At 72.5% G+C, this 22,743-nt stretch carries 18 protein-coding genes; 12 read left to right on the plus strand and 6 right to left on the minus strand.

Annotated elements, in window-relative coordinates; genetic code table 11:
- The first annotated feature begins 76 nt into the window (after positions 1 to 76).
- On the plus strand, positions 77 to 1,738 hold the full coding sequence (gene argS / locus FHX71_RS00650; RefSeq protein WP_182613959.1) for an arginine--tRNA ligase: 1,662 nt from the start codon (positions 77 to 79) through the stop codon (positions 1,736 to 1,738).
- Positions 1,735 to 3,096 (plus strand): diaminopimelate decarboxylase, encoded by a 1,362-nt coding sequence (gene lysA / locus FHX71_RS00655; protein WP_182613960.1) that lies wholly within the window; start codon positions 1,735 to 1,737, stop codon positions 3,094 to 3,096. The genes argS and lysA overlap by 4 nt, the downstream gene beginning before the upstream one ends.
- Positions 3,097 to 3,173: 77 nt before the next feature.
- On the opposite strand, the gene FHX71_RS00660 is transcribed toward lysA, so the two are convergent.
- The 4 genes from FHX71_RS00660 to aceA form a co-directional block, all read right to left on the minus strand.
- Positions 3,174 to 3,929, minus strand: a complete 756-nt coding sequence (locus FHX71_RS00660) for a hypothetical protein (protein ID WP_182613961.1) — start codon at positions 3,927 to 3,929, stop codon at positions 3,174 to 3,176.
- 60 nt (positions 3,930 to 3,989) lie between these two features.
- The gene (locus FHX71_RS00665; RefSeq protein WP_182613962.1) at positions 3,990 to 5,693 is read right to left on the minus strand and encodes a D-alanyl-D-alanine carboxypeptidase family protein; all 1,704 of its coding nucleotides are present in this window, start codon (positions 5,691 to 5,693) and stop codon (positions 3,990 to 3,992) included.
- A 296-nt stretch (positions 5,694 to 5,989) separates the two neighbouring features.
- Positions 5,990 to 7,876, minus strand: coding sequence for a malate synthase A (gene aceB / locus FHX71_RS00670; protein ID WP_182613963.1), 1,887 nt, complete (start codon positions 7,874 to 7,876; stop codon positions 5,990 to 5,992).
- A complete protein-coding gene (gene aceA / locus FHX71_RS00675; protein ID WP_220489386.1) occupies positions 7,876 to 9,234 on the minus strand; it encodes an isocitrate lyase in 1,359 nt (452 codons plus the stop codon). Before aceA ends, aceB begins: the two co-directional genes overlap by 1 nt.
- A 156-nt stretch (positions 9,235 to 9,390) precedes the next feature.
- Here aceA and FHX71_RS00680 point away from each other — a divergent pair, with 156 nt between their 5' ends.
- Positions 9,391 to 10,947, plus strand: a complete 1,557-nt coding sequence (locus FHX71_RS00680) for a helix-turn-helix domain-containing protein (RefSeq protein ID WP_376770113.1) — start codon at positions 9,391 to 9,393, stop codon at positions 10,945 to 10,947.
- 225 nt (positions 10,948 to 11,172) lie between these two features.
- Here FHX71_RS00680 and FHX71_RS00685 read toward each other — a convergent pair whose 3' ends face one another.
- Positions 11,173 to 11,889, minus strand: coding sequence for a hypothetical protein (locus FHX71_RS00685; protein WP_182613965.1), 717 nt, complete (start codon positions 11,887 to 11,889; stop codon positions 11,173 to 11,175).
- Positions 11,890 to 12,063: 174 nt separating this feature from the next.
- The gene (locus FHX71_RS00690; protein ID WP_182613966.1) at positions 12,064 to 13,308 is read right to left on the minus strand and encodes an extracellular catalytic domain type 1 short-chain-length polyhydroxyalkanoate depolymerase; all 1,245 of its coding nucleotides are present in this window, start codon (positions 13,306 to 13,308) and stop codon (positions 12,064 to 12,066) included.
- A 245-nt stretch (positions 13,309 to 13,553) separates the two neighbouring features.
- Between FHX71_RS00690 and FHX71_RS00695 the strand changes: the two genes are divergently transcribed.
- The 9 genes from FHX71_RS00695 (at position 13,554) to FHX71_RS00735 (ending at position 22,743) form a co-directional block, all read left to right on the plus strand.
- The gene (locus tag FHX71_RS00695) at positions 13,554 to 14,753 is read left to right on the plus strand and encodes a substrate-binding domain-containing protein (RefSeq protein ID WP_182613967.1); all 1,200 of its coding nucleotides are present in this window, start codon (positions 13,554 to 13,556) and stop codon (positions 14,751 to 14,753) included.
- Complete coding sequence (locus tag FHX71_RS00700) at positions 14,753 to 15,526, plus strand: ABC transporter ATP-binding protein (protein WP_182613968.1); 774 nt, start codon at positions 14,753 to 14,755, stop codon at positions 15,524 to 15,526. The genes FHX71_RS00695 and FHX71_RS00700 overlap by 1 nt, the downstream gene beginning before the upstream one ends.
- A complete protein-coding gene (locus FHX71_RS00705; RefSeq protein WP_182613969.1) occupies positions 15,523 to 16,320 on the plus strand; it encodes an ABC transporter ATP-binding protein in 798 nt (265 codons plus the stop codon). Before FHX71_RS00700 ends, FHX71_RS00705 begins: the two co-directional genes overlap by 4 nt.
- The gene (locus tag FHX71_RS00710) at positions 16,317 to 17,192 is read left to right on the plus strand and encodes a branched-chain amino acid ABC transporter permease (protein ID WP_182613970.1); all 876 of its coding nucleotides are present in this window, start codon (positions 16,317 to 16,319) and stop codon (positions 17,190 to 17,192) included. The genes FHX71_RS00705 and FHX71_RS00710 overlap by 4 nt, the downstream gene beginning before the upstream one ends.
- Positions 17,189 to 18,280 carry a branched-chain amino acid ABC transporter permease gene (locus FHX71_RS00715; protein WP_246402093.1) on the plus strand — a complete coding sequence of 364 codons (1,092 nt, stop codon included), beginning with the start codon at positions 17,189 to 17,191 and terminating at the stop codon, positions 18,278 to 18,280. Before FHX71_RS00710 ends, FHX71_RS00715 begins: the two co-directional genes overlap by 4 nt.
- The gene (locus FHX71_RS00720) at positions 18,277 to 19,827 is read left to right on the plus strand and encodes a class I adenylate-forming enzyme family protein (RefSeq protein WP_182613971.1); all 1,551 of its coding nucleotides are present in this window, start codon (positions 18,277 to 18,279) and stop codon (positions 19,825 to 19,827) included. The genes FHX71_RS00715 and FHX71_RS00720 overlap by 4 nt, the downstream gene beginning before the upstream one ends.
- Positions 19,828 to 19,844: 17 nt before the next feature.
- Positions 19,845 to 20,477, plus strand: coding sequence for a TetR/AcrR family transcriptional regulator (locus FHX71_RS00725; protein WP_182618376.1), 633 nt, complete (start codon positions 19,845 to 19,847; stop codon positions 20,475 to 20,477).
- A complete protein-coding gene (locus tag FHX71_RS00730; RefSeq protein ID WP_182613972.1) occupies positions 20,474 to 21,445 on the plus strand; it encodes an alpha/beta fold hydrolase in 972 nt (323 codons plus the stop codon). Before FHX71_RS00725 ends, FHX71_RS00730 begins: the two co-directional genes overlap by 4 nt.
- Positions 21,446 to 21,768: 323 nt before the next feature.
- Entirely contained in the window at positions 21,769 to 22,743 is a 975-nt protein-coding gene (locus tag FHX71_RS00735) for a hypothetical protein (protein WP_182613973.1), read from the plus strand.

Raw genomic sequence — 22,743 nt, forward strand, 5'->3', positions numbered from 1 at the left:
GCCGGCGTCGGGCAGCCCGTTCCCGGCCTGTGGAAAGCCGGGGCGACGCGTCCGGCGCGGCCGATAGAATCGATCCGTGACCCCCACCGAGCTCTCCGAAGCGCTGAGCGCTGCCCTTGCCGCGGCCGTCGCCGACGGCACACTCGCACTGCCCGCCGACGCCGTCCCGGCGTCGGTCCACGTGGAGCGACCGAGGCAGCGAGAGCACGGGGACTGGGCCACGAACGTGGCCCTGCAGCTCGCGAAGAAGGCGGGCACCACGCCGCGCGCGCTCGCGGAGGACCTGGCGGCCCGCCTCGGCGCGGCCCCGGGCATCAAGTCCGTCGGCGTCGCCGGCCCGGGCTTCCTCAACATCACGCTCGACGCCGCCGCGGCGGGCGAGCTCGCCCGCACCATCGTCGAGGCCGGCTCGGCCTACGGCCGCGGTGAGGCCCTGACCGGCCAGGTCATCAACCTGGAGTACATCAGCGCCAACCCGACCGGCCCGCTGCACATCGGGCACACCCGCTGGGCCGCGCTGGGCGACTCGCTCGCGCGCATCCTGCGCGCCGCCGGTGCCGAGGTGACCGCCGAGTACTACATCAACGACGCGGGCGCCCAGATGGACCGCTTCGGCGAGTCCGTGCTGGCCCGCGCCACCGACGGCGAGATCCCCGAGGGTGGCTACCGCGGCGAGTACGTCAAGGAGCTCGCGGCCAAGGTGCTCGCGGACCACCCCGAGCTGCCCGGCCTGCCGCGCGACGAGGCCATCGCGGTCGCCCGCGAGTCGGGCTACGCCCACCAGCTCGCCGAGATCCGCGACGTGCTGGAGAACTTCGGCGTGCACTTCGACGTCTGGTTCTCCGAGCGCGACCTGCACAGCTCGGGCGCCGTCGAGAAGGCCGTGGCCCGGCTGCGCGAGCAGGGGCACGTCTTCGACCAGGAGGGCGCGGTCTGGCTGCGCACCACGGACTTCACGGACGACAAGGACCGCGTGATGATCCGGGCGAACGGCGAGCCCACCTACTTCGCCGCGGACGCCGCGTACTACCTGTCCAAGAAGGACCGCGGGTTCCCGGGCAAGATCTACCTGCTCGGCGCCGACCACCACGGCTACATCAACCGCCTCAAGGCCATCGCTGCCTGCGCGGGGGACGACCCGGAGACGAACATCGAGGTGCTCATCGGGCAGCTCGTGAACGTCGGCGGCGCCAAGCTGTCCAAGCGGGCCGGCAACATCATCGAGCTGCGCGACCTGGTCGAGTGGATCGGGTCGGACGCCGTCCGCTACTCGCTCGCGCGCTACCCCGCGGACACGCCGCTGGAGCTGCAGGGCGAGGACATGCTCAAGCAGACCAACGACAACCCGGTCTTCTACGTGCAGTACGCGCACAGCCGCACGGTGCAGATCGGCACCAAGGCCGTCGAGCGCGGCGTCGCGCGGGCCGACGGGTTCGACCCGGCGCAGCTCTCGCACGCCTCGGAGGCCGCGCTGATCGGGCGCCTCACCGAGTTCCCGCGGATCGTGGCGCAGGCCGCCGAGCTGCGCGAGCCGCACCGCGTGGCCCGCTACCTGGAGGCCCTCGCCGGTGACTTCCACTCCTGGTACAACGACGACGAGAAGCTGCGCGTCACGCCGTACCCCGACGAAGAGGTCACCGACGCGCACCGCGCCCGCCTGTGGCTGAACGACGCCGTCCGCACGGTCCTGGCCAACGGCCTCGACCTGCTGGGCGTGAGCGCCCCGGAGCGGATGTGACCGGCGCGCCCTGGTCCACCGGGGTCGGCCGCCTGCCGGACGGCGCGCTGACGATCGCGGGCGTCGACGTCCGCGGCCTCGCGGCCGAGCACGGCACGCCCGCGTACGTCCTGGACGAGGCCGACTTCCGCATGCGGGCCCACGCCTACCGCACGGCGTTCGAGACCGCGTTCGGGGCCGTCGGCGCGGACGTGGACGTGTATTACGCCGGCAAGGCGCTGCTCACCGTGGCCGTCGCGCGCTGGGCGCGCGAGGAGGGCCTGCGGGTCGACACCGCCTCCAGCGGCGAGCTCGCCGTCGCGCTGCGCGCCGAGGTGCCGGGTGCCGAGATCGGGCTGCACGGCAACAACAAGTCCGACGCCGAGATCCTGCGCGCGCTGGACGCCGGGGTCGGCCGCATCATCGTCGACTCGCTGGTCGAGATCGAGCGGGTCGCGCAGCTCGCGGCGGGGCGCGGCGTCGTCGCGCCGGTGATGGTGCGCGTGACCACGGGTGTGCACGCCGGCGGGCACGAGTACATCGCGACGGCCCACGAGGACCAGAAGTTCGGCCTCTCGGTCAACGCCGCGGACGGGGCCGAGAGCCCCGCCATGGCCGCGCTGCTGCAGGTGCTCAAGCACCCCGAGCTGAAGCTGCTCGGCATCCACTCGCACATCGGCTCGCAGATCCTCGACCCCGACGGGTTCGAGGCCGCCGCGCGCGTGGTGCTGCGCCTGCGGGCCGACCTGTCCGAGCGCTCCGGCGTGCTCGTGGACGAGGTCGACCTCGGTGGCGGGTACGGCATCGCCTACCTGCCCGGGGACGTGGCCCTCGACCCGGAGCGGGTCGCCAAGGACATCGCGCAGTCGGTGGCCGGGGTGTGCCAGGAGCTGGGCACGAGCCTGCCGCGGTTCTCGATCGAGCCCGGCCGCGCGATCGTCGGCCCCGCCGGCCTCACGCTCTACACGGTCGGCACGGTCAAGCCCGTCACCGTCTCGGCCGACGGCGGCGCGGACTTCACGCGCACCTACGTGTCCGTCGACGGCGGCATGAGCGACAACATCCGCCCCGCGCTGTACGGCGCGGCGTACCACGCCGAGATCGTGGGCCGGTCGTCCGCGGCCGAGACCGTGCTGGCACGGGTGGTCGGCAAGCACTGCGAGTCCGGCGACATCGTGGTGCACGAGGTGCGGCTCCCGGCCGACGTGCGCGCGGGCGACCTGCTCGCCGTCGCCGCGACCGGCGCCTACGGGCGTTCCATGGCGTCCAACTACAACATGCTGCCCCGCCCGCCCGTGGTCGCGGTGTCCGACGGCGCCTCGCGCGTGCTGGTGCGCCGCGAGACCGAGGACGACCTGCTCGGCCTCGACCAGGGCTGACGGACGACGGCTGACGTACGACGACGGCGGGCGGGCGACCTGTGTCGCCCGCCCGCCGTTCCGTTCGTGCCCGAGGGTCAGACGCCCTGGGCGTCGTCCACGTGGCAGCCCTCCGCGGTGTCCGCGTAGTCGTCCATGTGCCCGTCGATCTGGTCGCCCAGCTCCTCCATCTGCGCGCTGAGGGAGTCGATCTCCGACCCGATGCTCTCCGCCGCGGAGATGTTGCCCGCGGCCAGCGCGGTCATGAAGTCGTCCAGGCCTTCCAGGTAGTCGACGGTCTTGTCGTCGAGCTCCGCCGAGACCTCGAGCATGGCGTCCGCGTCGTCGATCGCGCCGATGCAGGCGGTCGCCGTGGTCTCGGCCCGCTCCTTGGCGATCTCCAGGTCGTCGATCGTCGCGCGTGCGTCAGCGAGCGTCTGCTCCGCGTTCTTCAGGTCCGACGAGAGCGCCGCCGCGCGCGACTGCCAGTCGTTCGTCGAGACCACGCCGAGCGCACCCCAGATCATGGCCGCGATCAGCAGCACCACGAGCACGAGGATGGTGGCGTGGGTCTTGACGAACGCCACGACGACGCCGAGCGCGTTCGGCGCTGCGGGGGCCTCCGGGCTGCCCGGCGCGTCGGCCGCGTGCGACGTCATCTCGGACGGCGCCGGGCTCTCGGCGGTCAGCACCTGGGTGCGCTGCGGCTCCGCGGCGTCGTCCGTGGCCGACGCCGTCGTCGCGCTTCCGTTCGAGGCGTCGGCGGCGGCGCCGTTCGATGCGTCCGCGGCCGGACGGGGCTCGGGGGACGGGTTCAGTTCTGGGGCGCGGGTCGCGCCCTCGTCGTCGGACATGCGGGCACCGTATCCGGCAAAAACGGCGAAACCGGCCCCAACGGGCGTGGAGGTGAAAGATCACCCACCCTGGTTCGCGGCTCCGTTCGTGCTGCTGCCTCCGAGCAGGCCGCCGACGACGCCGCCGACCACACCCTCGACCGTCTCACCGACGAGTCCGACGGTGCCACCCACCACGTCCTCCACCAGCCCGGAGCCCGCCGGGGTCTCCGGCTCCTCCTCGGCCGGCGGCTCGGACGGCTCGGGTTCCGACGGCGTCGGCTGCTCGGGCTTTGCTGGCGCCGTGCCCTCCGGAGCGGACGAGCCGCCCCCGGCACCGGAACCGCCCGATCCCGCCTCCGAGCCGCTCGACCCGGAGCTCTTGCCCCCGGAACCAGCCGAGCCGTCCGAGGCCGGATGCGCCGCGGACGACGACTTCCCCGCCGGCCGCGAGGCGGCGTCGGAGCCGACAGAGTCAGTCCACGTCCCGACGTCGGCCGGGTCGATGGCGCGGTTCGGGATCGAGCCCGCCGCGAAGAACTCGAAGTGCCACGGCTCGGGCTTGGCGCCGCCGAGCTGGGCCCAGGACGGGTTGTCCCAGCCGTAGTCGGGAGCGTGCAGGCGCAGCCAGACGTACTCGTCGGACGAACCGCCCGCGATCGGGTTGCCGAGGTCCACGGCGAGGCCCCAGCCGTGGTTCGACGTGCCGGGGAACGCCGCCAGGTGCGGCTTCGTGCCCTTGACCGCGACCTGCATCGCGTAGGAGCGGTACGAGTCGGTGAGCGGGATCGGGTAACCGAACTCCTCCTCGAACCGTTCGCTCAGGGCCGTCAGTCGCTCGGCCGCGTCGCAGCGCAGCAGGTGCCCCGGGGCGAAGGGCAGCGGGCACAGCACGTCCGCGGGGATGCGCCCGTTCGCGTACCCGACGGTGGAGCCGCCGTAGGCGGCCACGGTCTCCAGCAGGTTCTGGCGCAGCGAGGGCCCGGTGGACGGCAGCGCGTCGATCAGCGCCGTCGGCGACGACGGGTCGAGCAGGTTCGCCAGCCGAATCGCGGCCACGGCCACCTCGTCGAAGGTGACGTATCCGGTGGCCGACTCGGGGACGGCCTCGACGTCCCGGGACACGGTCCGGGGGAGGGGAGCGTCATCGGGCCAGTCCCACTTCGGGGCCGGGCTCTGCCGGAGGGCGGCGGTCACGGTCCGCGACACCGGGGCGGCCTGCACCACGTCGTCGGCCGGGTCCGGCGCCATGGCCTCGCCCGCCGTCGGCGCGGACTCGACACGTAGGGGCCGGTCGGCCTCGGCCAGCGCGAGCTGCTGCGCCTGGTAGGTGGTCCAGAGCATGCCGAGCTCGGCGGCCGCCTGCGCGATGCCCGGGCTGGGCGACGAGCTCTGCCGCAGTGTCAGCTCGGCGCGGTCCAGGACGGCGAGCACCTGGCTCACCGTGACGCCTTCCGCGGCCGCCACGCCGGCGCCGGTGCCGGCGCCGGGGGAGTCCGCGCCGGAGGCCGCGGCGGGATGCGCGAGCACCCGCGCGTGCGGCGCGGCGGACGCGGCGGCGCCGTCCGGCAGGGGATACGACGTCGGCACGCTCGCCGACGCGCTGACCAGCACCCCGCCGGTCATCGCCAGCGCGACGGCACCCGTCCAGGCGTTGCGCGTCCGGCGGCTCGTCATGGCCCGTCGCACCGGGCCGCGACGGTCGCGGAAGAACGCCGCTCCGCCCGACCCGGGCCCGCTCGATCCCGCACCGCTCGATCCGGCACCGTTCGGTTCTTCCGTCACTGGTCAACGCCCCCTTGCGTTCGACACCTGCGTCGGACATCTGCGTCCGGCGCCGTCCGTCCACGAGCGCCCAGGGTAGCGCTACTGAGGCCACGTGCAACAACCGGGCTGCCGTGCAGGTCAGCGTGGTTGTGACCGGAACAAGAGCCCAGCAGAAGGGCCCGACACCGCACCGGTCTCACCCCAGGGGTGGCGGGGCGCCGAGAGAGCGGCGACCGGTGCGGCGTCGGGCGGTGGAAGGGACGCCCCGACAGCGGGGCGTCCCAGCCTGTGGCCGGTGGGCTGCGGTCGAGGCGCTAGGGCCGGTCGACCGGGGAGCCCACCAGGTACCCCTGGTACGCGGGGTTCGTGAGGAACGCCGGGAAGTCGTCCTCGAGGGCGACGGCACGGAAGATCGCCGCCGCGTCGTCGATCCGGTTGCCGTGGTCGTGCGGCAGCGAGGCGACGACGTCGAGCAGGATCGCCTCGACGCGCTCACGGGTGATGGCCTGCCGGTCGTCGTCGGTCAGGGTGCCCGACGCGATCCACTGCCACACCTGCGACCGCGAGATCTCCGCGGTCGCCGCGTCCTCCATGAGGCTGTCCAGCGCGGCGGCCCCGGTACCGCGGAGCCACGCGTCGAGGTAGCGCACGGCCACCGTGACGTTCGACCGCAGGCCGGTCGACGTGACGGTCGCCCCGCCGCGCCGCGCGGACGCGACGTCGAGCAGGTCGTGCTGCCCCACCACGACGTCGTCCCGCAGGCGCGAGACCTGGTTCGGCGCGTCGCCGAGCACGGCGTCGAACTCGGCCTCGGCCACCGGGATGAGGTCGGGGTGGGCCACCCAGGTGCCGTCGAAGCCGTCGCCGGCCTCACGCTTCTTGTCCGCCGCGACCTGCTGGAACGCCTGCCGGGTGACCTCCGGGTTGCGGCGGTCGGGGATGAACGCGCTCATGCCGCCGATCGCGTGCGCCCCGCGCTTGTGGCACGTGGCGACCAGCAGCTCGGTGTAGGCGCGCATGAACGGCGCCGTCATGGTGACCTGGGCGCGGTCGGGCAGCACGTACGACTCCCCGCGCGTCCGGAAGCACTTGATCACCGAGAACAGGTAGTCCCAGCGGCCGGCGTTCAGCCCGGCGCAGTGGTCGCGCAGCTCGTAGAGGATCTCCTCCATCTCGAACGCCGCGGGCAGCGTCTCGACGAGCACCGTGGCGCGGACGGTCCCGCGCGGGATGCCGAGCGCGTCCTGCGCCACCTCGAACACCTCGTTCCACAGCCGCGCCTCCCGGTAGCCCTCCAGCTTGGGCAGGTAGAAGTACGGGCCCCGGCCGCGGGCGATGAGCTCGGCGGCGTTGTGGAAGAAGTAGAGGCCGAAGTCCACGAGGCTGCCGAGCGCGCTGCTCGTGATGCCGTTCGCGTCCGTGTACCGCAGGTGCGCCTCGTCGAGGTGCCAGCCGCGGGGCCGGAACACGATGGTCGGCAGGTCCACGAGGTCCGCGGACCGCAGCGTGTACTCCTTGCCCGCCTCGTTCGTGAAGGCGAGCGTGCCGCGGATCGCGTCGTGCAGCGCGAGCTGCCCCTCGATCACGTTGGGCCACGTCGGGCTGGACGCGTCCTCGGCGTCGGCGAGCCAGCACCGGGCGCCCGAGTTGAGGGCGTTGATCGTCATCTTCGGGTCGGTGGGACCCGTGATCTCGACGCGGCGGTCCTCCAGACCGGGCGCGTTCCGCGACCCGGCGACCCGCCAGTGCGGGTCGTCCCGGACGGGCCGGGTCGAGGCGCGGAAGTCGGGGTCGCCGCCGTCGGCGATGTCCTGCCGGCGGAGCTGCCGCTGCGCGATCAGCTCGTCACGTCGCGCGTCGAACCGGTCGTGCAGCAGGGCGAGGAACGCCAGGGCCCCCGGCGTCAGGATCTCGCCGTACCGCGGCCCGACGGACGCCGTCACGGTGATGACGCCGCGGCGTGCGCCGGTCCCCGAGGCGCCCACCCCGCCGTTCGGCAGCGTGCTGGGGGCCGAGCTCCGGGGTGCGGGCGCCGGGGCGGGCGCCCGCACGGGAGCGGGGGTGGACGGCGGGGTGGACGCGGCGTGGGACGCCGGGGCGTGCGACCGGTGGGCCGCCGGCGGGGTGCCGATGCCGGCCAGGCCGGCGTCGGCGTCGTAGGGGCTGGTGCCCTGGGCGCGGGTGTCGATGGTCGCGGTCATCAGAACTGCGCCGCCTCGGTCGAGCCGGCCAGGGCGGTGGTCGCCGAGTCCGGGTTGAGCGCCGTGGCGACGCGGTCGAAGTAGCCCGTGCCGACCTCGCGCTGGTGCTTCGTGGCGGTGTAGCCGCGCTCCTCGGCGGCGAACTCCAGCTCCTGCAGCTTCACGTACGCCGACATCTGCTCGCGGGCGTAGCCGTGGGCGAGGTCGAACATCGAGTAGTTCAGGGCGTGGAAGCCGGCCAGCGTGATGAACTGGAACGTGAAGCCCATCGCGCCCAGCTCGCGCTGGAACTTGGCGATCGTGTCGTCGTCCAGGTGCTTCTTCCAGTTGAACGACGGCGAGCAGTTGTAGCTCAGCATCTGGTCGGGAAAGTCGGCCTTGACGGCCTCGGCGAACTTGCGGGCCAGCTCCAGGTCCGGCGTGCCCGTCTCCATCCAGATCAGGTCGGAGTAGGGCGCGTAGGCCTTGGCGCGGGCGATGCACGGCTCGATGCCGTTGGTCACCTTGTAGAAGCCCTCGTTGGTGCGCTCGCCGGTGATGAAGGGGCGGTCGCGCTCGTCGACGTCGGACGTGATCAGGGTGGCCGCCTCGGCGTCCGTCCGGGCGATCACGATCGACGGCACGTCGGCGACGTCGGCCGCGAGCCGGGCCGCGTTGAGCGTGCGCACGTGCTGCTGGGTGGGGATGAGCACCTTGCCGCCCAGGTGGCCGCACTTCTTCTCCGACGCGAGCTGGTCCTCCCAGTGCACGCCGGCGGCGCCCGACTGGATCATCGACTTCATCAGCTCGTACGCGTTCAGGGGGCCGCCGAAGCCGGCCTCGGCGTCGGCCACGATCGGCGCGAGCCAGTCGCGGGTGGGGGTGCCGTTCTCGGCGACGTCGATCTGGTCGGCGCGCAGCAGCGCGTTGTTGATCCGGCGGACGACGGCGGGCACCGAGTTGGCCGGGTAGAGCGACTGGTCGGGGTAGGTCTGCCCCGAGAGGTTCGCGTCGCCTGCGACCTGCCAGCCCGAGAGGTAGATGGCCTGGAGGCCGGCCTTGACCTGCTGCACCGCCTGGTTGCCGGTCAGCGCGCCGAGCGCGTTGATGTAGTCCTCCTCGTGGAGCTGGCGCCACAGGCGCTCGGCGCCACGGCGGGCCAGGGTGTTCTCCTCGCCGACCGAGCCGCGCAGCGCGACGACGTCGTCGGCGGTGAAGCTGCGGTCGATGCCGGCCCAGCGCGGGTCGGTGTCCCAGGACTGCTGCAGGTCGGCGGCGGTCTGGGTCTGGTCGCCGGCACGCACGGAGGCCTGCGCCGGCACCGAGGTCGTCGCGGACGTGCTCGCCTCGGACGTGTGGTTGATCGTGGGTGCGCTCATGGCGGGTCTCCTTCTCGGGACGGAACGTTGTCGCCCTGTCTGCCGGCGACGTGTTACGACCATCTGCCCTCCGCAACCCCCTTCTCAAGCAGATCCGGATAGAAGATTCTCGGTTCTTCTGTTGATCGGAAGCCTTTCCGTATGTCACCCTCGGGCATGGTAGGAACCCCGGGAAATCGCAGAACCGCGCGAAATGCGGCATCCTCGCGTTCTCCGCAGAGCGGTCAAAACGCTTCGAGGACGACGGCGGTGACCACGGTGACGACGCCGCCGGACGCCGAGCCCGACGCCCTCACGATCGGTCGCCGCATCCGCCACCTGCGGACCAGCAAGGGCATGACCCTCGAAGACCTCGCGTCGGCCATCGACCGTGCTCCGTCGCAGGTCAGCACGCTGGAGAACGGCAAGCGGGAGCCCAAGTTCTCCCAGCTCCAGGCCATCGCCCGCGCGCTCGGCGCCGGGGTGGACGACCTGCTGTCGGCCGAGCCGCCGTCGGAGCGCGACGCCCTGGAGATCGAGCTGGAGCGCGCGCAGCGCGGTCCGCTGTTCGCGTCCCTCGGGATCGACGGCGTCCGGATCGGCAAGTCGCTGCCCACCGACGCGCTGGGCACCATCCTGGCGCTGCACCGGGAGCTGGAGCGCCTGCACACCGAGCGTGCGGCCACCCCGGAGGAGGCGCGCCGGGCCAACGGCGAGCTGCGCGACGACATGCGCGGCAGGGACAACTACCTGCCCGAGCTGGAGCAGGTCGCCAAGGAGCTGCTGGCCGACGTCGGGCACACCACCGGGCCGCTGCCGCAGCGGATGGCGGCCGAGATCGCCGCCCACCTGGGCTTCACGCTGCACTACGTGAGCGACCTGCCGCACTCGACGCGGTCGGTGATCGACACCCGCTTCCGGCGGGTCTACCTGCCGTCCAAGGGGTTCCGCGGCCGCTCGAACACCCGGTCGGCGCTGCTCCAGGCGCTCTCCTCGCACGTGCTGGACCACACCGAGCCGCGCGACTACGGCGAGTTCCTGCGGCAGCGGGTCGAGGCGAACTACCTGGCGGCGGCCCTGATGGTGCCGGAGAAGCCGGGCGTGAAGTTCCTGCGCGACGCCAAGGACGAGCGGGCCATCGCGATCGAGGACCTGCGCGACGCGTTCGGGGTGTCGTTCGAGACCGCCGCGCACCGGTTCACCAACCTCGCGACGCGGCACCTCGGCATCCCGGTGCACTTCATGAAGGTCCACGAGTCGGGGATCCTGCACAAGGCGTACGAGAACGACGGCGTGCGGTTCCCGTCGGACGCGCTGGGCGCCGTCGAGGGCCAGCACGTGTGCAAGCAGTGGACGGCGCGCCGCGTGTTCGACGTCGAGGACCGGTTCAACCCGTACGCGCAGTACACGGACACGCCGGCCGGCACCTACTGGTGCACGTCGCGCGTGGAGAACACGTCCGACGGCGCGTTCTCGGTGTCGGTCGGCGTGCCGTTCGCGGACGTCAAGTGGTTCTCCGGGCGCGAGACCACGGTCCGGTCGGCGTCGCGGTGTCCCGACGAGTCGTGCTGCCGGCGTCCGCCCGCGGACCTGACCGAGAAGTGGGGCGACTTCGCCTGGCCCTCGGCCCGCCCGCACGCGTCGATGCTCGCCGCGATGCCCTCGGGCGCGTACCCGGGTGTGGAGACCACGGAGGTCTACCGGTTCCTGGAGCGGCACGCTCCCGAGGGCTGAAGGTGGTGCGGACGCGCGGCTGGGCTCGACCGAACTATGTATTCGAGTCCTTGCGATCAGAGATGATCGCGCCGAGCGCACAGACAACCGCAATCGAGACGCAGGCCAGGCCGAGGTTGGCCCACGGGCCGGGATCGTCGCTGTAAGCACTGGCGACACCGAGGATGGACAGTGCGAGTCCGGGGACCGCGAAGACGATTCCTGTGACTCGAAGTGCTCGTACCATTATTGGCTCCAGCAGACGGGGAACGAGGTGACCACATAGATGCGGATACCGTGCCCCCACGAGTTGCAGAGGGCGTAGATCGAGGAGTAAAGGCCGAGAGCGGCTGCAATTACTCCCGCCACCGCGGCCCCGGCGCCGGTCCAACTTATGATCAACGCCCCGATGGTTGCAATCGCGGCTCCAGCGGCCATGGCTGATGACAGCGCCGAGGCGTTGCAGCTGCTGAGGTAGATGGTCGGAGGTACTGAGGCGAAACCATTGCGGCCTTCGCAGGCGAGGGCGGCTGCGCCGTCGCCTCCGACGTGAGCCACAAGGTCTGACGCGCCTGAGTCGATGGCTTGCGCGTCGGTCCCGGCGCCGGTGACCGAACCTCCGCCGGCGACGATTCCGATCGCAAAGTCTTTGAGAGTGGCCCTGTTGATCTGGTCGTCGGCAACGGCTGTGCCGTAGTCGAGCTGAAGATCCTGACTGAGGTGTGTCTGGATGAGCGCTACCTGAGCCTCTAGCTCGGCAACGTCGGCTTCTCCCATTTGAGCAACGGTGGTGTCCGAGGTTCCGGATGACGTCGTGGCGGCCGCGCGTGCATCGTCTGTCGCCTGTGTGAGGTTGTCCGCGGTCGCATTGAGCGGCAGCGCCAGCAGTGTCAATACCGTCAAGAACGCGGTGGCCAGAACTCGGTAACGAGATGGAGGGCTTGTCGCAGTACGGTCGGTCACTATTCCCCTAGCGCTGGGTCGGGTGGGTGAAATCACCGTATCGAGAGGGTGAAAGAGTGTCCACGAAACTGAATCAAGCCAAGTTGGGGCGCGGGTCCGCGACGGTTCGCGCGGCACGCTCCCGAGGGCTGAGCGGTGCGCGCCCCGCGCGGGGCGCGCACCGAACGGACGACGTCAGCAGGCCGTGACCAGGTCGAACACTCCCTCCGACGTCTCGCGGAGCGTGGTCACGGTCGTGTTGCCCTGGCCCAGGTAGTCCAGGGTGCCGACGGCGTAGAACGGGTTGTACGGGTCGATGCCGTACGACGTCGCGCGCCCCGCCGCCTGGTGCTGCGCGTTGGTTGCGGCGCCGCAGAACAGGCCCGGCTCGGTCGGCGGGTCCGTCGGCGGGTCGGTGGGCGGGTCGGTCGGCTCGGCCGACCGGTCCACGCGCCGGTTGTTGTCGAAGAAGAAGTCCGTCACGTACGCCGGGTAGTTCACGGAGCTCGTCGAGATGTACGAGCCGCCGGGGCCGCCGCCGGCCGGCCACGCGTGGCCCACGTTGGTGTTGGCGATCAGCGAGACGCGCGGCCCCGCGGCGTCGGACCACAGGGTGCCGGTGCCCGCGGTGTTGGTGCCGGGCAGGCCCGCCAGGGAGAACGACGACTGCGTCGACGCCCCGTAGATCCCCGCCATGACCTGCGCGTTCAGGGTGTTGTACCCGGTCGCCACGGTGGTGTCGGACGACCCGTAGACCACCGACGTCACCTGTGTGCCGAAGCCGGGTGAGCCGGTCGACGCGAAGTTGCGGCAGACGGTGGTGGCCTGCGCCTGGGTGGTCGCCACCGACCCGATCTGGCCCGACGTCGTGCCGACCGTCGGGCCGGCGTTGATGCCGATCCCGGCGAAGACGTCGGGCGCGAGGCAGCCCATGACCATGGTCTCGCCGCCGCCGGACGAGAGCCCGGAAAGGTAGACCTGGTTCGGGTCGATGCCGAGCGAGGCGTCGCCGAGCAGGTCGTCGACGAGCTGGAGCAGGTTGTCGTCGTGCCGCGCCGGGTTGGCCCGCGAGTGGGACGTGTCGTAGTAGTCCCAGCAGCCGAGCAGCACGCCGCCGTTCGGCGCGGCGGGAACGGCGACGACCATGCCGTGCTCGTCGGCGGTCCCCGCCCAGTTTCCGCCGGACTTCAGGTTGGCCGACGTCTGCACGCAGCCGTGCAGGTTGATCATCAGCGCGCGCCCCGCGGCCAGGGCGGGTTCCGACGTCGGCACGTAGAGCTGCGTCGTCATGCCGCCCGCCGCGCGGGACGACCAGGCGCCCGCGGCGGGCTGCGCGACGGCGGCCACCGCCGCGACCGCGGGTGGGACGAGGGCCACCGCGACGACTGCCGCGAGCCAGGTGGCGAGGCGGCGCCGGGGCCGCGTCAAGGGGTGTGTCATTCGAACCTCCACGTCGAGGTCGTGCCGCCCGAGGCGCTCCGATGCGCGGGGTCAGCCGGACATCTGCGGACATTAGGTGCGACCTGAATCACCTGTCAATAGTTCACCCGGGCCCTTCTGCCGGCCGGAGGGTTGACACGAGATGCCCGGCTCGTCCACTATCTCCGCAACCTGAATCGCCTCTCAGGTTTGGGCGACGGAGCCCGCACCCCACGAGCGGCGACCACCCGAAGAAGGGCAGAGTCATGCGGACGAGGAAGTCCCTCATGGCCGTCGCCGCGGCGGCGGTCACGGGCCTGGCGCTCGCGGCGTGCGCGCCGACCGGCGCGACCACCGGCGGCAGCGGCGACGGCGAGAGCGCGGCGCCGATCGACGTCGGCATCGTGTACTCGGAGTCCGGGCCGCTCGCCGCCTACGGCGCGGCCTACAAGCAGGGGTTCGAGGCGGGCATCGACCACGCCACCGGTGGCACCGGCACGGTCGCCGGCCACGAGCTCAACGTGACCTACCACGACGACGCGGGCGACCCCGAGAAGGCCGTCTCGCAGGCCAAGGACCTGATCGGCAAGGGCTACCAGATCCTGGGCGGCACCGTCGTCTCGGGCGTGACGCTGCCCCTGGCCGAGCAGGCCGAGCAGAACAAGGTCCTGTACGTCTCCGGCCCCGCCGCCGTGGACACCCTCACCGGCATCAACCGCTACACCTTCCGCAGCGGCCGACAGTCGCTGCAGGACGTCGCCGCGGCGGGCACCTTCGTGGACCCGCAGGGCGCGAAGGTCGTCGTGTTCGCCCAGGACAACGCCTTCGGCCAGGGCAACCTCGCCGCCGTCGAGGGCGTGCTGGGCGGCCAGGGCGCCGAGGTCTCCTCGGTGCTGGTCCCCGAGGACGCCACCGAGTTCACGCCGTTCGCCAAGAAGGTGCTGGACGCGCAGGCCGACATGGTCTTCGTGGCCTGGGCCGGCGCGACGACGGGCGCGATGTGGCAGGGCCTGGACCAGCAGGGCGTGCTCGACGAGACCACGGTCGTCACCGGCCTGGGCGACGTCGCGACCTACGGCGCCTACGGGGACGCGGCCGAGAAGGTCAGCTTCCTGAACCACTACTTCCCGGGCGCGGCGGGCACCGACACCGAGGCCGCGATGCTCGACGCCGTCGAGGCGGCCGGCGGCACGCCCGACCTGTTCACGCCGGACGGCTTCGTGGCGGCGCAGATGATCGTGCACGCGATCGAGGAGGGCGCCGGCGACGTCGAGGCCATGGTCGACGCGCTGGAGGGCTACACGTTCGAGGGGCCCAAGGGCGAGACGACCGTCCGCGCGTCCGACCACGCCCTGATCCAGCCGATGTACCAGGCCAAGCTGGTCAAGGACGGCGACGTCTGGACGCCCGAGCTGGTCGACGTCATCGACGGCGCGTCCGTCGCACCCGCGGAGGCGGCCGAGTAATGGCGACGGGTGGCGAGCCAGTCCTCGAGGTGACCGGCCTCGGGCTGACGATCGGCGGTGCGCGCATCCTCGCGGGGGTCGACCTCCGGGTGGAGCGCGGCGAGCTGATCGGCGTGATCGGGCCGAACGGCGCGGGCAAGACCACGCTGTTCAACCTGGTCAGCGGCATCTACCGGGCCACGAGCGGCCGCGTGCTGCTCGCGGGCCGGGACGTGACCGCGGCGTCCGTCGCGGTGCGGGCCCGCGCAGGCCTGGGCCGCACGTTCCAGACGTCGAGCCTGTTCCCGCGGCTGTCCGTCGCGGAGAACGTGCGGCTCGCCACCCAGCGCCGCCTCGGCGGCAGCCTCTCGGTCCTGAGCTTCCCGCGGCGCGGCGACGCGGCGTCGGCGGAGGCCGCCGAGCACCTGGCCACGGTGGGCCTGACCCACCGGGCCGACGCCGCGGCCGGCGACCTGTCGCACGGCGACAAGCGCAAGCTGGAGATCGCCGTGCTCCTGGCGATGGACTCGTCGGTGGTGCTGCTGGACGAGCCGATGGCGGGCGTCGCCACGGGCGACGTCGCCGGGCTCGTCGAGGTGATCCGGTCGATCAGCGCGTCCGGACGCACGGTGCTCATGGTGGAGCACCACATGGACGTGGTGCTCGGCCTCGCCGACCGCGTCGCGGTGCTGCACCACGGCGAGCTGCTGACCTGCGACGTCCCGGAACGGGTCATGGCGGACGAGACGGTGCAGTCCGCCTACCTGGGCACGACGGCGGGGAGCGCGGCATGAGCGGGTCTCGACAGGCTCGACCGGCGGAGAAGCCGGTGCTGGAGGTGCGCGGGCTGTCCGCGCGCATCGCCGGTCAGGAGGTGGTGCACGACGTGTCGTTCGAGGTCCCGGCGTCGGGCGTCACCGCGGTGCTCGGCCGCAACGGCGTGGGCAAGACCTCCACGCTGCGCGCGATCCTCGGCCTGGTCGAGCGGTCGGGCGAGGTGCTGCTCGACGGCGTCCGGGTGGACGGCGAGCGCACCGACCGCATCGTCCGCCGCGGCGTCGGCTACGTGCCGGAGGACCGCGAGGTGTTCGCGGGCCTGACCGTCGCCGAGAACCTGCGGCTCGCGGAACGCCGCGCGGGGAGTGGCGGTAGAGCAGAACGGTCCGGCACGACGGCGCACGGCACGACGGCGGAGCGCCGCGAGCTGGTCGACGCGCTGTTCCCCGACCTGGTCAAGCGGGCCGGCCAGCGCGCGGGCACACTCTCGGGCGGGCAGCAGCAGATGGTCTCCCTGGCGCGGGCGCTGCTCAACGAGAACCGCATCCTGCTCGTGGACGAGCCCACCAAGGGCCTGGCCCCGCGCATCGTGACCGAGGTCGCGGAGACGCTGGCCACGGCCGCGCAGACGGTGCCCGTGCTGCTCGTCGAGCAGAACCTCCAGGTGGTCGAGCGGCTCGCCGAGCGCGTCGTCGTGATCGACGCCGGACGCGTGGTGCACACGGGACCGGCGCGGGAGCTGCTGGACGATCCGGAGCTGGTGCAGCGACTGCTGGGGGTCTCGGCCGGCGAGACGGAGGTTGCCCGATGAGCACCCTGGTTCTTCTGCTCGCCACGGGCCTCGGGCTCGGCGGGCTCTACTTCCTCGTCGCCTCGGGGCTGTCCCTGATCTACGGCCTGATGGGCGTGCTGAACTTCGCGCACGGGTCGTTCCTCACGCTCGGCGCGTTCGTCGGGCTGGCGGCCGGCAACCTGGTCGGCGCGGGCACGTGGGGCGGCCTGCTGCTGGGCCTCCTGGTCGGCGCGCTGACCGGAGCCGCCGCGGCGACCGCCACCGAGCTTGGTCTTATCCGGCCCCTCTACAACCGGCACATCGAGCAGGTGCTCGTGACCGTCGGGCTCTCGCTCGCCACGGTCGCGCTGTTCGAGGGCATCTGGGGTCCCAACCCTCGCAACGTCACGCGCACCGACTGGCTCGCCTCGACCACCGACGTGCTGGGCGCGCACGTGCCGAACACCGCGTTCCTCAACGTGCTCGCCGCGGCCGCGGTGCTCGCCGGGATCGTCGCGTTCCTGCGGTACACGCGGTACGGCCTGATCATCCGCGCGGGCGTGGAGAACCGGGCCATGGTGACGGCGCTCGGCATCGACGTGCGCCAGGCGTTCACGCTCGTGTTCGCCGTCGGCGGGGCGGCGGCCGGACTGGGCGGCGTGCTCGCCACGCAGTCGCTGAACTACGTGTCGCCGCACATGGGTGCGAGCCTGCTGATCTTCGCGTTCATCGTCACGGTGATCGGCGGCATGGGCTCGCTGACCGGGGCGGCGGTGGCGTCCGTCGTCGTCGCCGTGCTCCAGCAGCTCGCCAACTTCTACCTGAACAACACCGGCGACCTGATCGTCGTCCTGCTCCTGGCGCTCGTGCTGCTCGTGCGCCCGTCCGGACTGATGGGGAGGCCCGCATGAACCGCGTCACCACCCGCCTCGGCGGCCTCGCGCTCCTGGTGCTCCTGGGCTGCCTGCCGCTGCTCGCGATCCCCGTCCCGGGCGTGTTGCCGGGCTACACGTACGAGCCGGGCACGCTCCAGCTCCTGGCCCTGTGCTGGCTGACGGCGGCGCTCGCGCTCTCGTACCACCTGCTGTTCGGGGTCGCGGGGCTGATGAGCTTCGGGCACGCGCTGTACTTCGCGGCCGGCATCTACGGCCTGGCCATCGTGCTGGACCGCACCGACGTGCCGCTCCTGCCCGCCGCCGCGCTCGTGCTCGTGGGCGGCGTGGCCCTCGCGTTCGTCGTCGGCGCCATCTCGCTGCGGGTCACCGGCATCTCGTTCGCCATGGTCACGCTCGCGTTCGCCCAGGCGGGCAACGTGCTGGTCCGGCGCGACCAGGGCGACCTGACCGGCGGCGAGGAGGGGCTCGCGCTCGCCACCGACGGCGTCCCGGCTGCCCTGGTCGGCGTGGTCAACACGCGCAACCTGTACTGGCTCGCGCTCGTCGTGCTGCTGCTCGTCTACCTGGTGGTGCTGTGGATCGAGCGCAGCCGGGCCGGGCACGTCGCCGCCGCTGTACGGGAGAACGAGGTGCGCGTGCGCATCATCGGCGGGCGCCCCTACTTGACCAAGCTCGTGGTGTTCGTGCTGGCCGCGTCGCTCGCTACCGTCGTCGGGATGGCGTACCTGCTGCTCCAGTCCGGCGCCTCGCCGGCGACGTCGACCGCCGACTTCACGCTCACCCTCCTGGTCATGGTGGTGCTGGGCGGGGTCGGCTCGCGCTGGGGCGCCGTCGTCGGGGCCGTGCTCTACACGCTGCTGGACCAGCGGCTCGCCGAGCTCGCCCACTCCGAGGCCGTGGCCGGGCTGCCCGCCGTGCTCCGCATCCCGCTCTCCGAGCCGATGTTCCTGCTGGGCACCTGCTTCGTGCTGGTCGTGATCTTCCTGCCGGGCGGGCTGGCGGGTGCGGCCGAGCGGCTCGCCGCGCGCCGTCGGCCCGGGAGCGACCCGGACGGGAGCGGGCCCGCGCCCGGCGTGCCCGCCCCCGAGGGGGCCGTGGCATGAGCGACCTGCACACGCTCGGCCGGTGGCCCCGCGACCGCGCCCTGGCGACGCCCGACCGCGTGGCCGTGGACGACCGCGGCGTCACCCTGACCTACCGCGCCCTGGACGCCCGGGCGACGGCGCTCGCGGCCCGGCTGCTCGACGCCGGCTACGGGGTGGGCGACCGGATCGCGACCGTGACCGGGAACAGCTCCGACCAGGTGGTGCTGTTCTTCGCCTGCGCCAAGGCCGGGCTGGTGCTCGCGCCACTGTCGTGGCGACTGTCGCCGCACGAGCTCGCGGCGCAGCTCGACCAGGCCGACCCCGCGCTCGTGCTCGTCGAGGAGGAGTGCGGCACCCTGGCCGACGCCGCGCTCGAACGGCTGCCGCTCCCGCTGTCGCGCACGGCGCTGGGGCCGCACGGCGTGGAGGCGCGGGTGCCGGCGCCCACCCGTCGTCGGGCTGACCTCGACGCGCGGCCCGCCGGACCGCCGCACCGCATGGTGCGCGACGACGACCCGCTGCTGCTGGTGTTCACGTCCGGCACGGGCGGCACCTCGCGGGGCGCGCTGCTCACCCACGCCAACTGCTTCTGGAACAACCTCTCGTTGTCCCGGACGGTCGAGCTGACCAGCACGGACGTGGTGCTCTCCGTGCTGCCGCAGTTCCACGTGGGCGGCTGGAACATCCAGCCGCTGCTGGCCTGGTGGACCGGCGCGACCGTGGTGCTGGAGCGCACCTTCGAGCCCGAGCGGGTGCTGCGCCTGGTCGCCGACCGGCGGGTCACCACGATGATGGGCGTGCCCACCAACTACCTGCTGCTCGCCGAGCACCCCGGGTTCGCGGCGGCCGACCTGACCTCGCTGCGGCACGCCGTCGTCGGCGGAGCGCCCATGCCGGAGCCGCTGCTGCGCGCCTGGCACCGGCGCGGCGTCGCGCTCACCCAGGGCTACGGCCTCACCGAGGCCGGCCCCAACGTGCTCTGCCTGCCCGACGACGTGGCGCGCGACCGGCTCGGCTCCGCCGGCGTGCCCTACCCGCACGTCGAGGTCGCCGTGGCCGACCCCGTCACCGGTGAGCACCTCGCGGGCCCCGCGACCGGGGAGCTGCTCGTGCGTGGCCCCAGCGTGTTCGCGGGCTACTTCCGGGAGCCGGAGGCGACGGCGGCGTCGTTCGCGGGCGGCTGGCTGCGCACCGGCGACCTGGTGGAACGCGACGCCGACGGGTACTACCGCGTGGTGGACCGGCTCAAGGACGTGTTCATCACGGGCGGCGAGAACGTGACCCCGGCCGAGGTCGAGGCCGCGCTGCGCCGGCACCCCGCGGTGGCCGACGCCGCCGTCGTCGGTGTGCCCGACGACCGCTGGGGCGAGGTGGGCCACGCCTTCGTGGTGCCGCGCGGCGGGCAGCTCACCGACGCGGAGGACCTGGAGGCCTTCTGCCGCCGCGAGCTCGCGGGGTTCAAGGTGCCCCGGCACTTCGATCTCGTCCCCGACCTGCCACGCTCGTCCCTGAACAAGGTGGTGCGCTCGGCGCTCCACGTACGCCCTGCCGAGGAGGCCCGGTGAGCACCATCTCCCAGCCCATGACCAAGGGGGAGCGCACCCGCGCGCGCATCCTCGTCGCCGCCGAGCAGGTGTTCGCCGACCTCGGCTTCCACGACGCCTCGATCGTGAAGATCACGGAGGCCGCCGGCGTCGGGCAGGGCACGTTCTACCTGTACTTCACGTCGAAGATCGAGATCTTCGACGAGGTGGTCGAGGACCTGAACCGGCGGGTGCGGCACGCGATGATCGCGGCGTCCTCGCAGGCGACCGGGCGCATCGAGGCGGAGCGGGCCGGGTTCCGGGCGTTCTTCGAGTTCACGGCCGAGCACCCGGCGCTCTACCGGATCGTGCGGCAGGCCGAGTTCGTGTCGCCCGGCGCGCTGCGGCTGCACTACACCCGGATCGTCGAGGGCTACCGCGACGGCCTCGCGAAGGCGCAGGAGGCCGGGGAGGTCGGCGACATCGACCCCGAGGTGGCCGCCTGGGCGCTCATGGGCATCGGCGAGATCGTGGGGATGCGGTGGGTCCTGTGGGGGCCGGACGTCGAGCCCGGCGGCCCGACGTCGGCCGTCCCGCCCGAGGTGTTCGACCAGGCGATGACGTTCATCGAGCGGGCGCTGGCGCCCGGGGGGACCGGCACGGGCCGGAACGAGGGGGAGGTACGTCCATGAGCATGGTCGACCAGGTGGAGGCGACCGGATCGCACACCTACGCCACGCACGACGTGGTGGTTGCGGGCGGCAGGTTGCGGGTAGGGGTCTGGGAGCCGACGGCGCCCGTCGCGACCGGGCCGGACGGCACACCGCTGCCCGCCGTCGTGCTGGTGCACGGCATCACCGCCTCGCACCGCGCCTGGCCGGCGATCGCCGCCGCGCTGCCCGGCCGCCGCGTCATCGCGCCCGACCTGCGTGGCCGCGGCCGCAGCAACGGGCTGCCCGGCCCGTACGGCATGGCCGCGCACGCCGACGACGTCGCCGCGGTGGTCCGGGCGCTCGCCGAGGGGCCGGCCGTCGTCGTGGGGCACTCGATGGGCGGGTTCGTGTCGCTCGTGCTGACGCACCGCCACCCGGACCTGGTGGAGCGGCTCGTGCTCGTGGACGGCGGGCTGCCGATCCCGCTCCCGCCCGGTGTGCCGGACGGAGCGACGCCCGAGGAGCTGGTGCGGGCCCTGCTCGGCCCCGCGATCGAGCGGCTGACCCAGACGTTCCCGAGCGCCGAGGCGTACCGGGAGTTCTGGCGGGCGCACCCCGCCTTCGCGGAGTGGAACCCCGTGGTGGAGCAGTACGTGGACTACGACCTGGCGGAGTACCCGGCAGGGGATGGTGTGGTGGGCGGGACCGTGCTCCGGCCGGCGACGTCGCCCGACGCCGTCGCCGCGGACTCGGCCGACTCCGCACGAGGCGACGCCCTGCCCGCCGCGCTCGCGTGGGCCGCCGAGACCGGCCTGCCGATCACGTTCCTGCGCGCCCCGCGTGGACTGCTCGACCAGCCCGGCGGCATGTACCCGGCCGGGACTGTCGCCGAGTGGTCGGTCCGGCTCCCCGGGCTGACGGCGAGCGAGGTGCCGGGCGTGAACCACTACACGATCATCATGGCGGAGCCGGGGATCTCGGCGGTGAGGGCCGCGGTACGGGGGTGAGCCGCAGGGTGTCGCGCACCGGCGACGCCATGAGCTAAATCCAGTACATTGCTCGCATATCGGGGTGGGTGCGAGCGGGGGTGTGCGTGTTGAGGCCGACCGGACCTGACCTGCCTGACCTTCGCCGCCGGGTGACGACCGCCCAGACACGTCTGCTCGCCACGCTCGACAACGCCGCTCAGGTGACGCCGCAGGGTTCCCCGGTCTGGGGCCAGTTCGTCGATGTGCCGGCGCGTTCGCGTCAGTTCGGGATCTACGGGACCTGTGCCGCTCTCTCGGTCCTGGCGCGCCATGATCGCGACACGCGACCGACTCTCCGGGTCTTGCCGCAGATCGAACCCGAGTCCGCGACCCACCCTCGGTTCGACGCGTCGGACCTGCTGCTCACCTTCAAGGTGACGGCCATCGTCGAGGCCCTGGGCGTCTCGAAGCTGTCCGACGCCAAGGATCAGCCGATCGTCCGGACCCTGGTCGACGGACTGGTCGACGACCAGGGCTGGGGCGACCACCTCGTGTCCTCCGAACCTGAACCGCCACGCGTGCTGGCGACGTCGCAGGCACTCATCGCCCTGGTGCCGTTCTGTGGCGGTGGTCCGGCCCGTCGGTTCGACGGCCCGGTGGCCTGGCTCCAGGGTGAGCTCAGCAACAACTCTGGCCTGGACACCATCGAGATCGCGTTCGGTTGTCTCGCGCTCGCTCGCATGCGGGACGCGGGTCTCGGGCTCGACGACACGGACTCGGTCATCAGGCAGACGACGCGCAGTCTGGCTCCGTGGTTGCGCGGACGATGGAGCACGCCGCTCGAGTACGTTCAGTACCACTACTACGTACCGGCGCCCGACGACGCCAGGAACCACCAGGTGTCGTTCCCTCTGCAGATCATCGTCGCGCTCGCCCTGCTCACCTCAGGTTCGTGGCGGCCTGCTCGTCACGCGGTGCACGGCATCGCCGGTGACTTGTTCGACACGGTCGAGAGGAACGGCGGAACCCGGTCGACGGCCAGCAAGAGGCAGCCCATGGTGGACATCAACTGGGTGGATCAGCTCCTGGAGATCTACCTGCGGCAGCAGGCTCTCCGCCCGGTCTCCTGGCGTCTGACGGGCATCCTCCGGCGCATGCGATGGCTGTCGCGTCTCGCCGTCCTCGCCCTCCTTCTGGCGGTCACCGTGGTCGCGACCGTGATCGCCGTCGATCCCGGGATCAGCGCTCTGACGACCGCCGTGGTGACGACGGTCGTGGCCATCTCGAGCGGTATCGCGACGTCGGTCATCCAGGTCTGGCTGCGGTTCAAGGACTGA

The sequence above is a fragment of the Promicromonospora sukumoe genome, assembly GCF_014137995.1.
Lineage (GTDB): Bacteria > Actinomycetota > Actinomycetes > Actinomycetales > Cellulomonadaceae > Promicromonospora > Promicromonospora sukumoe.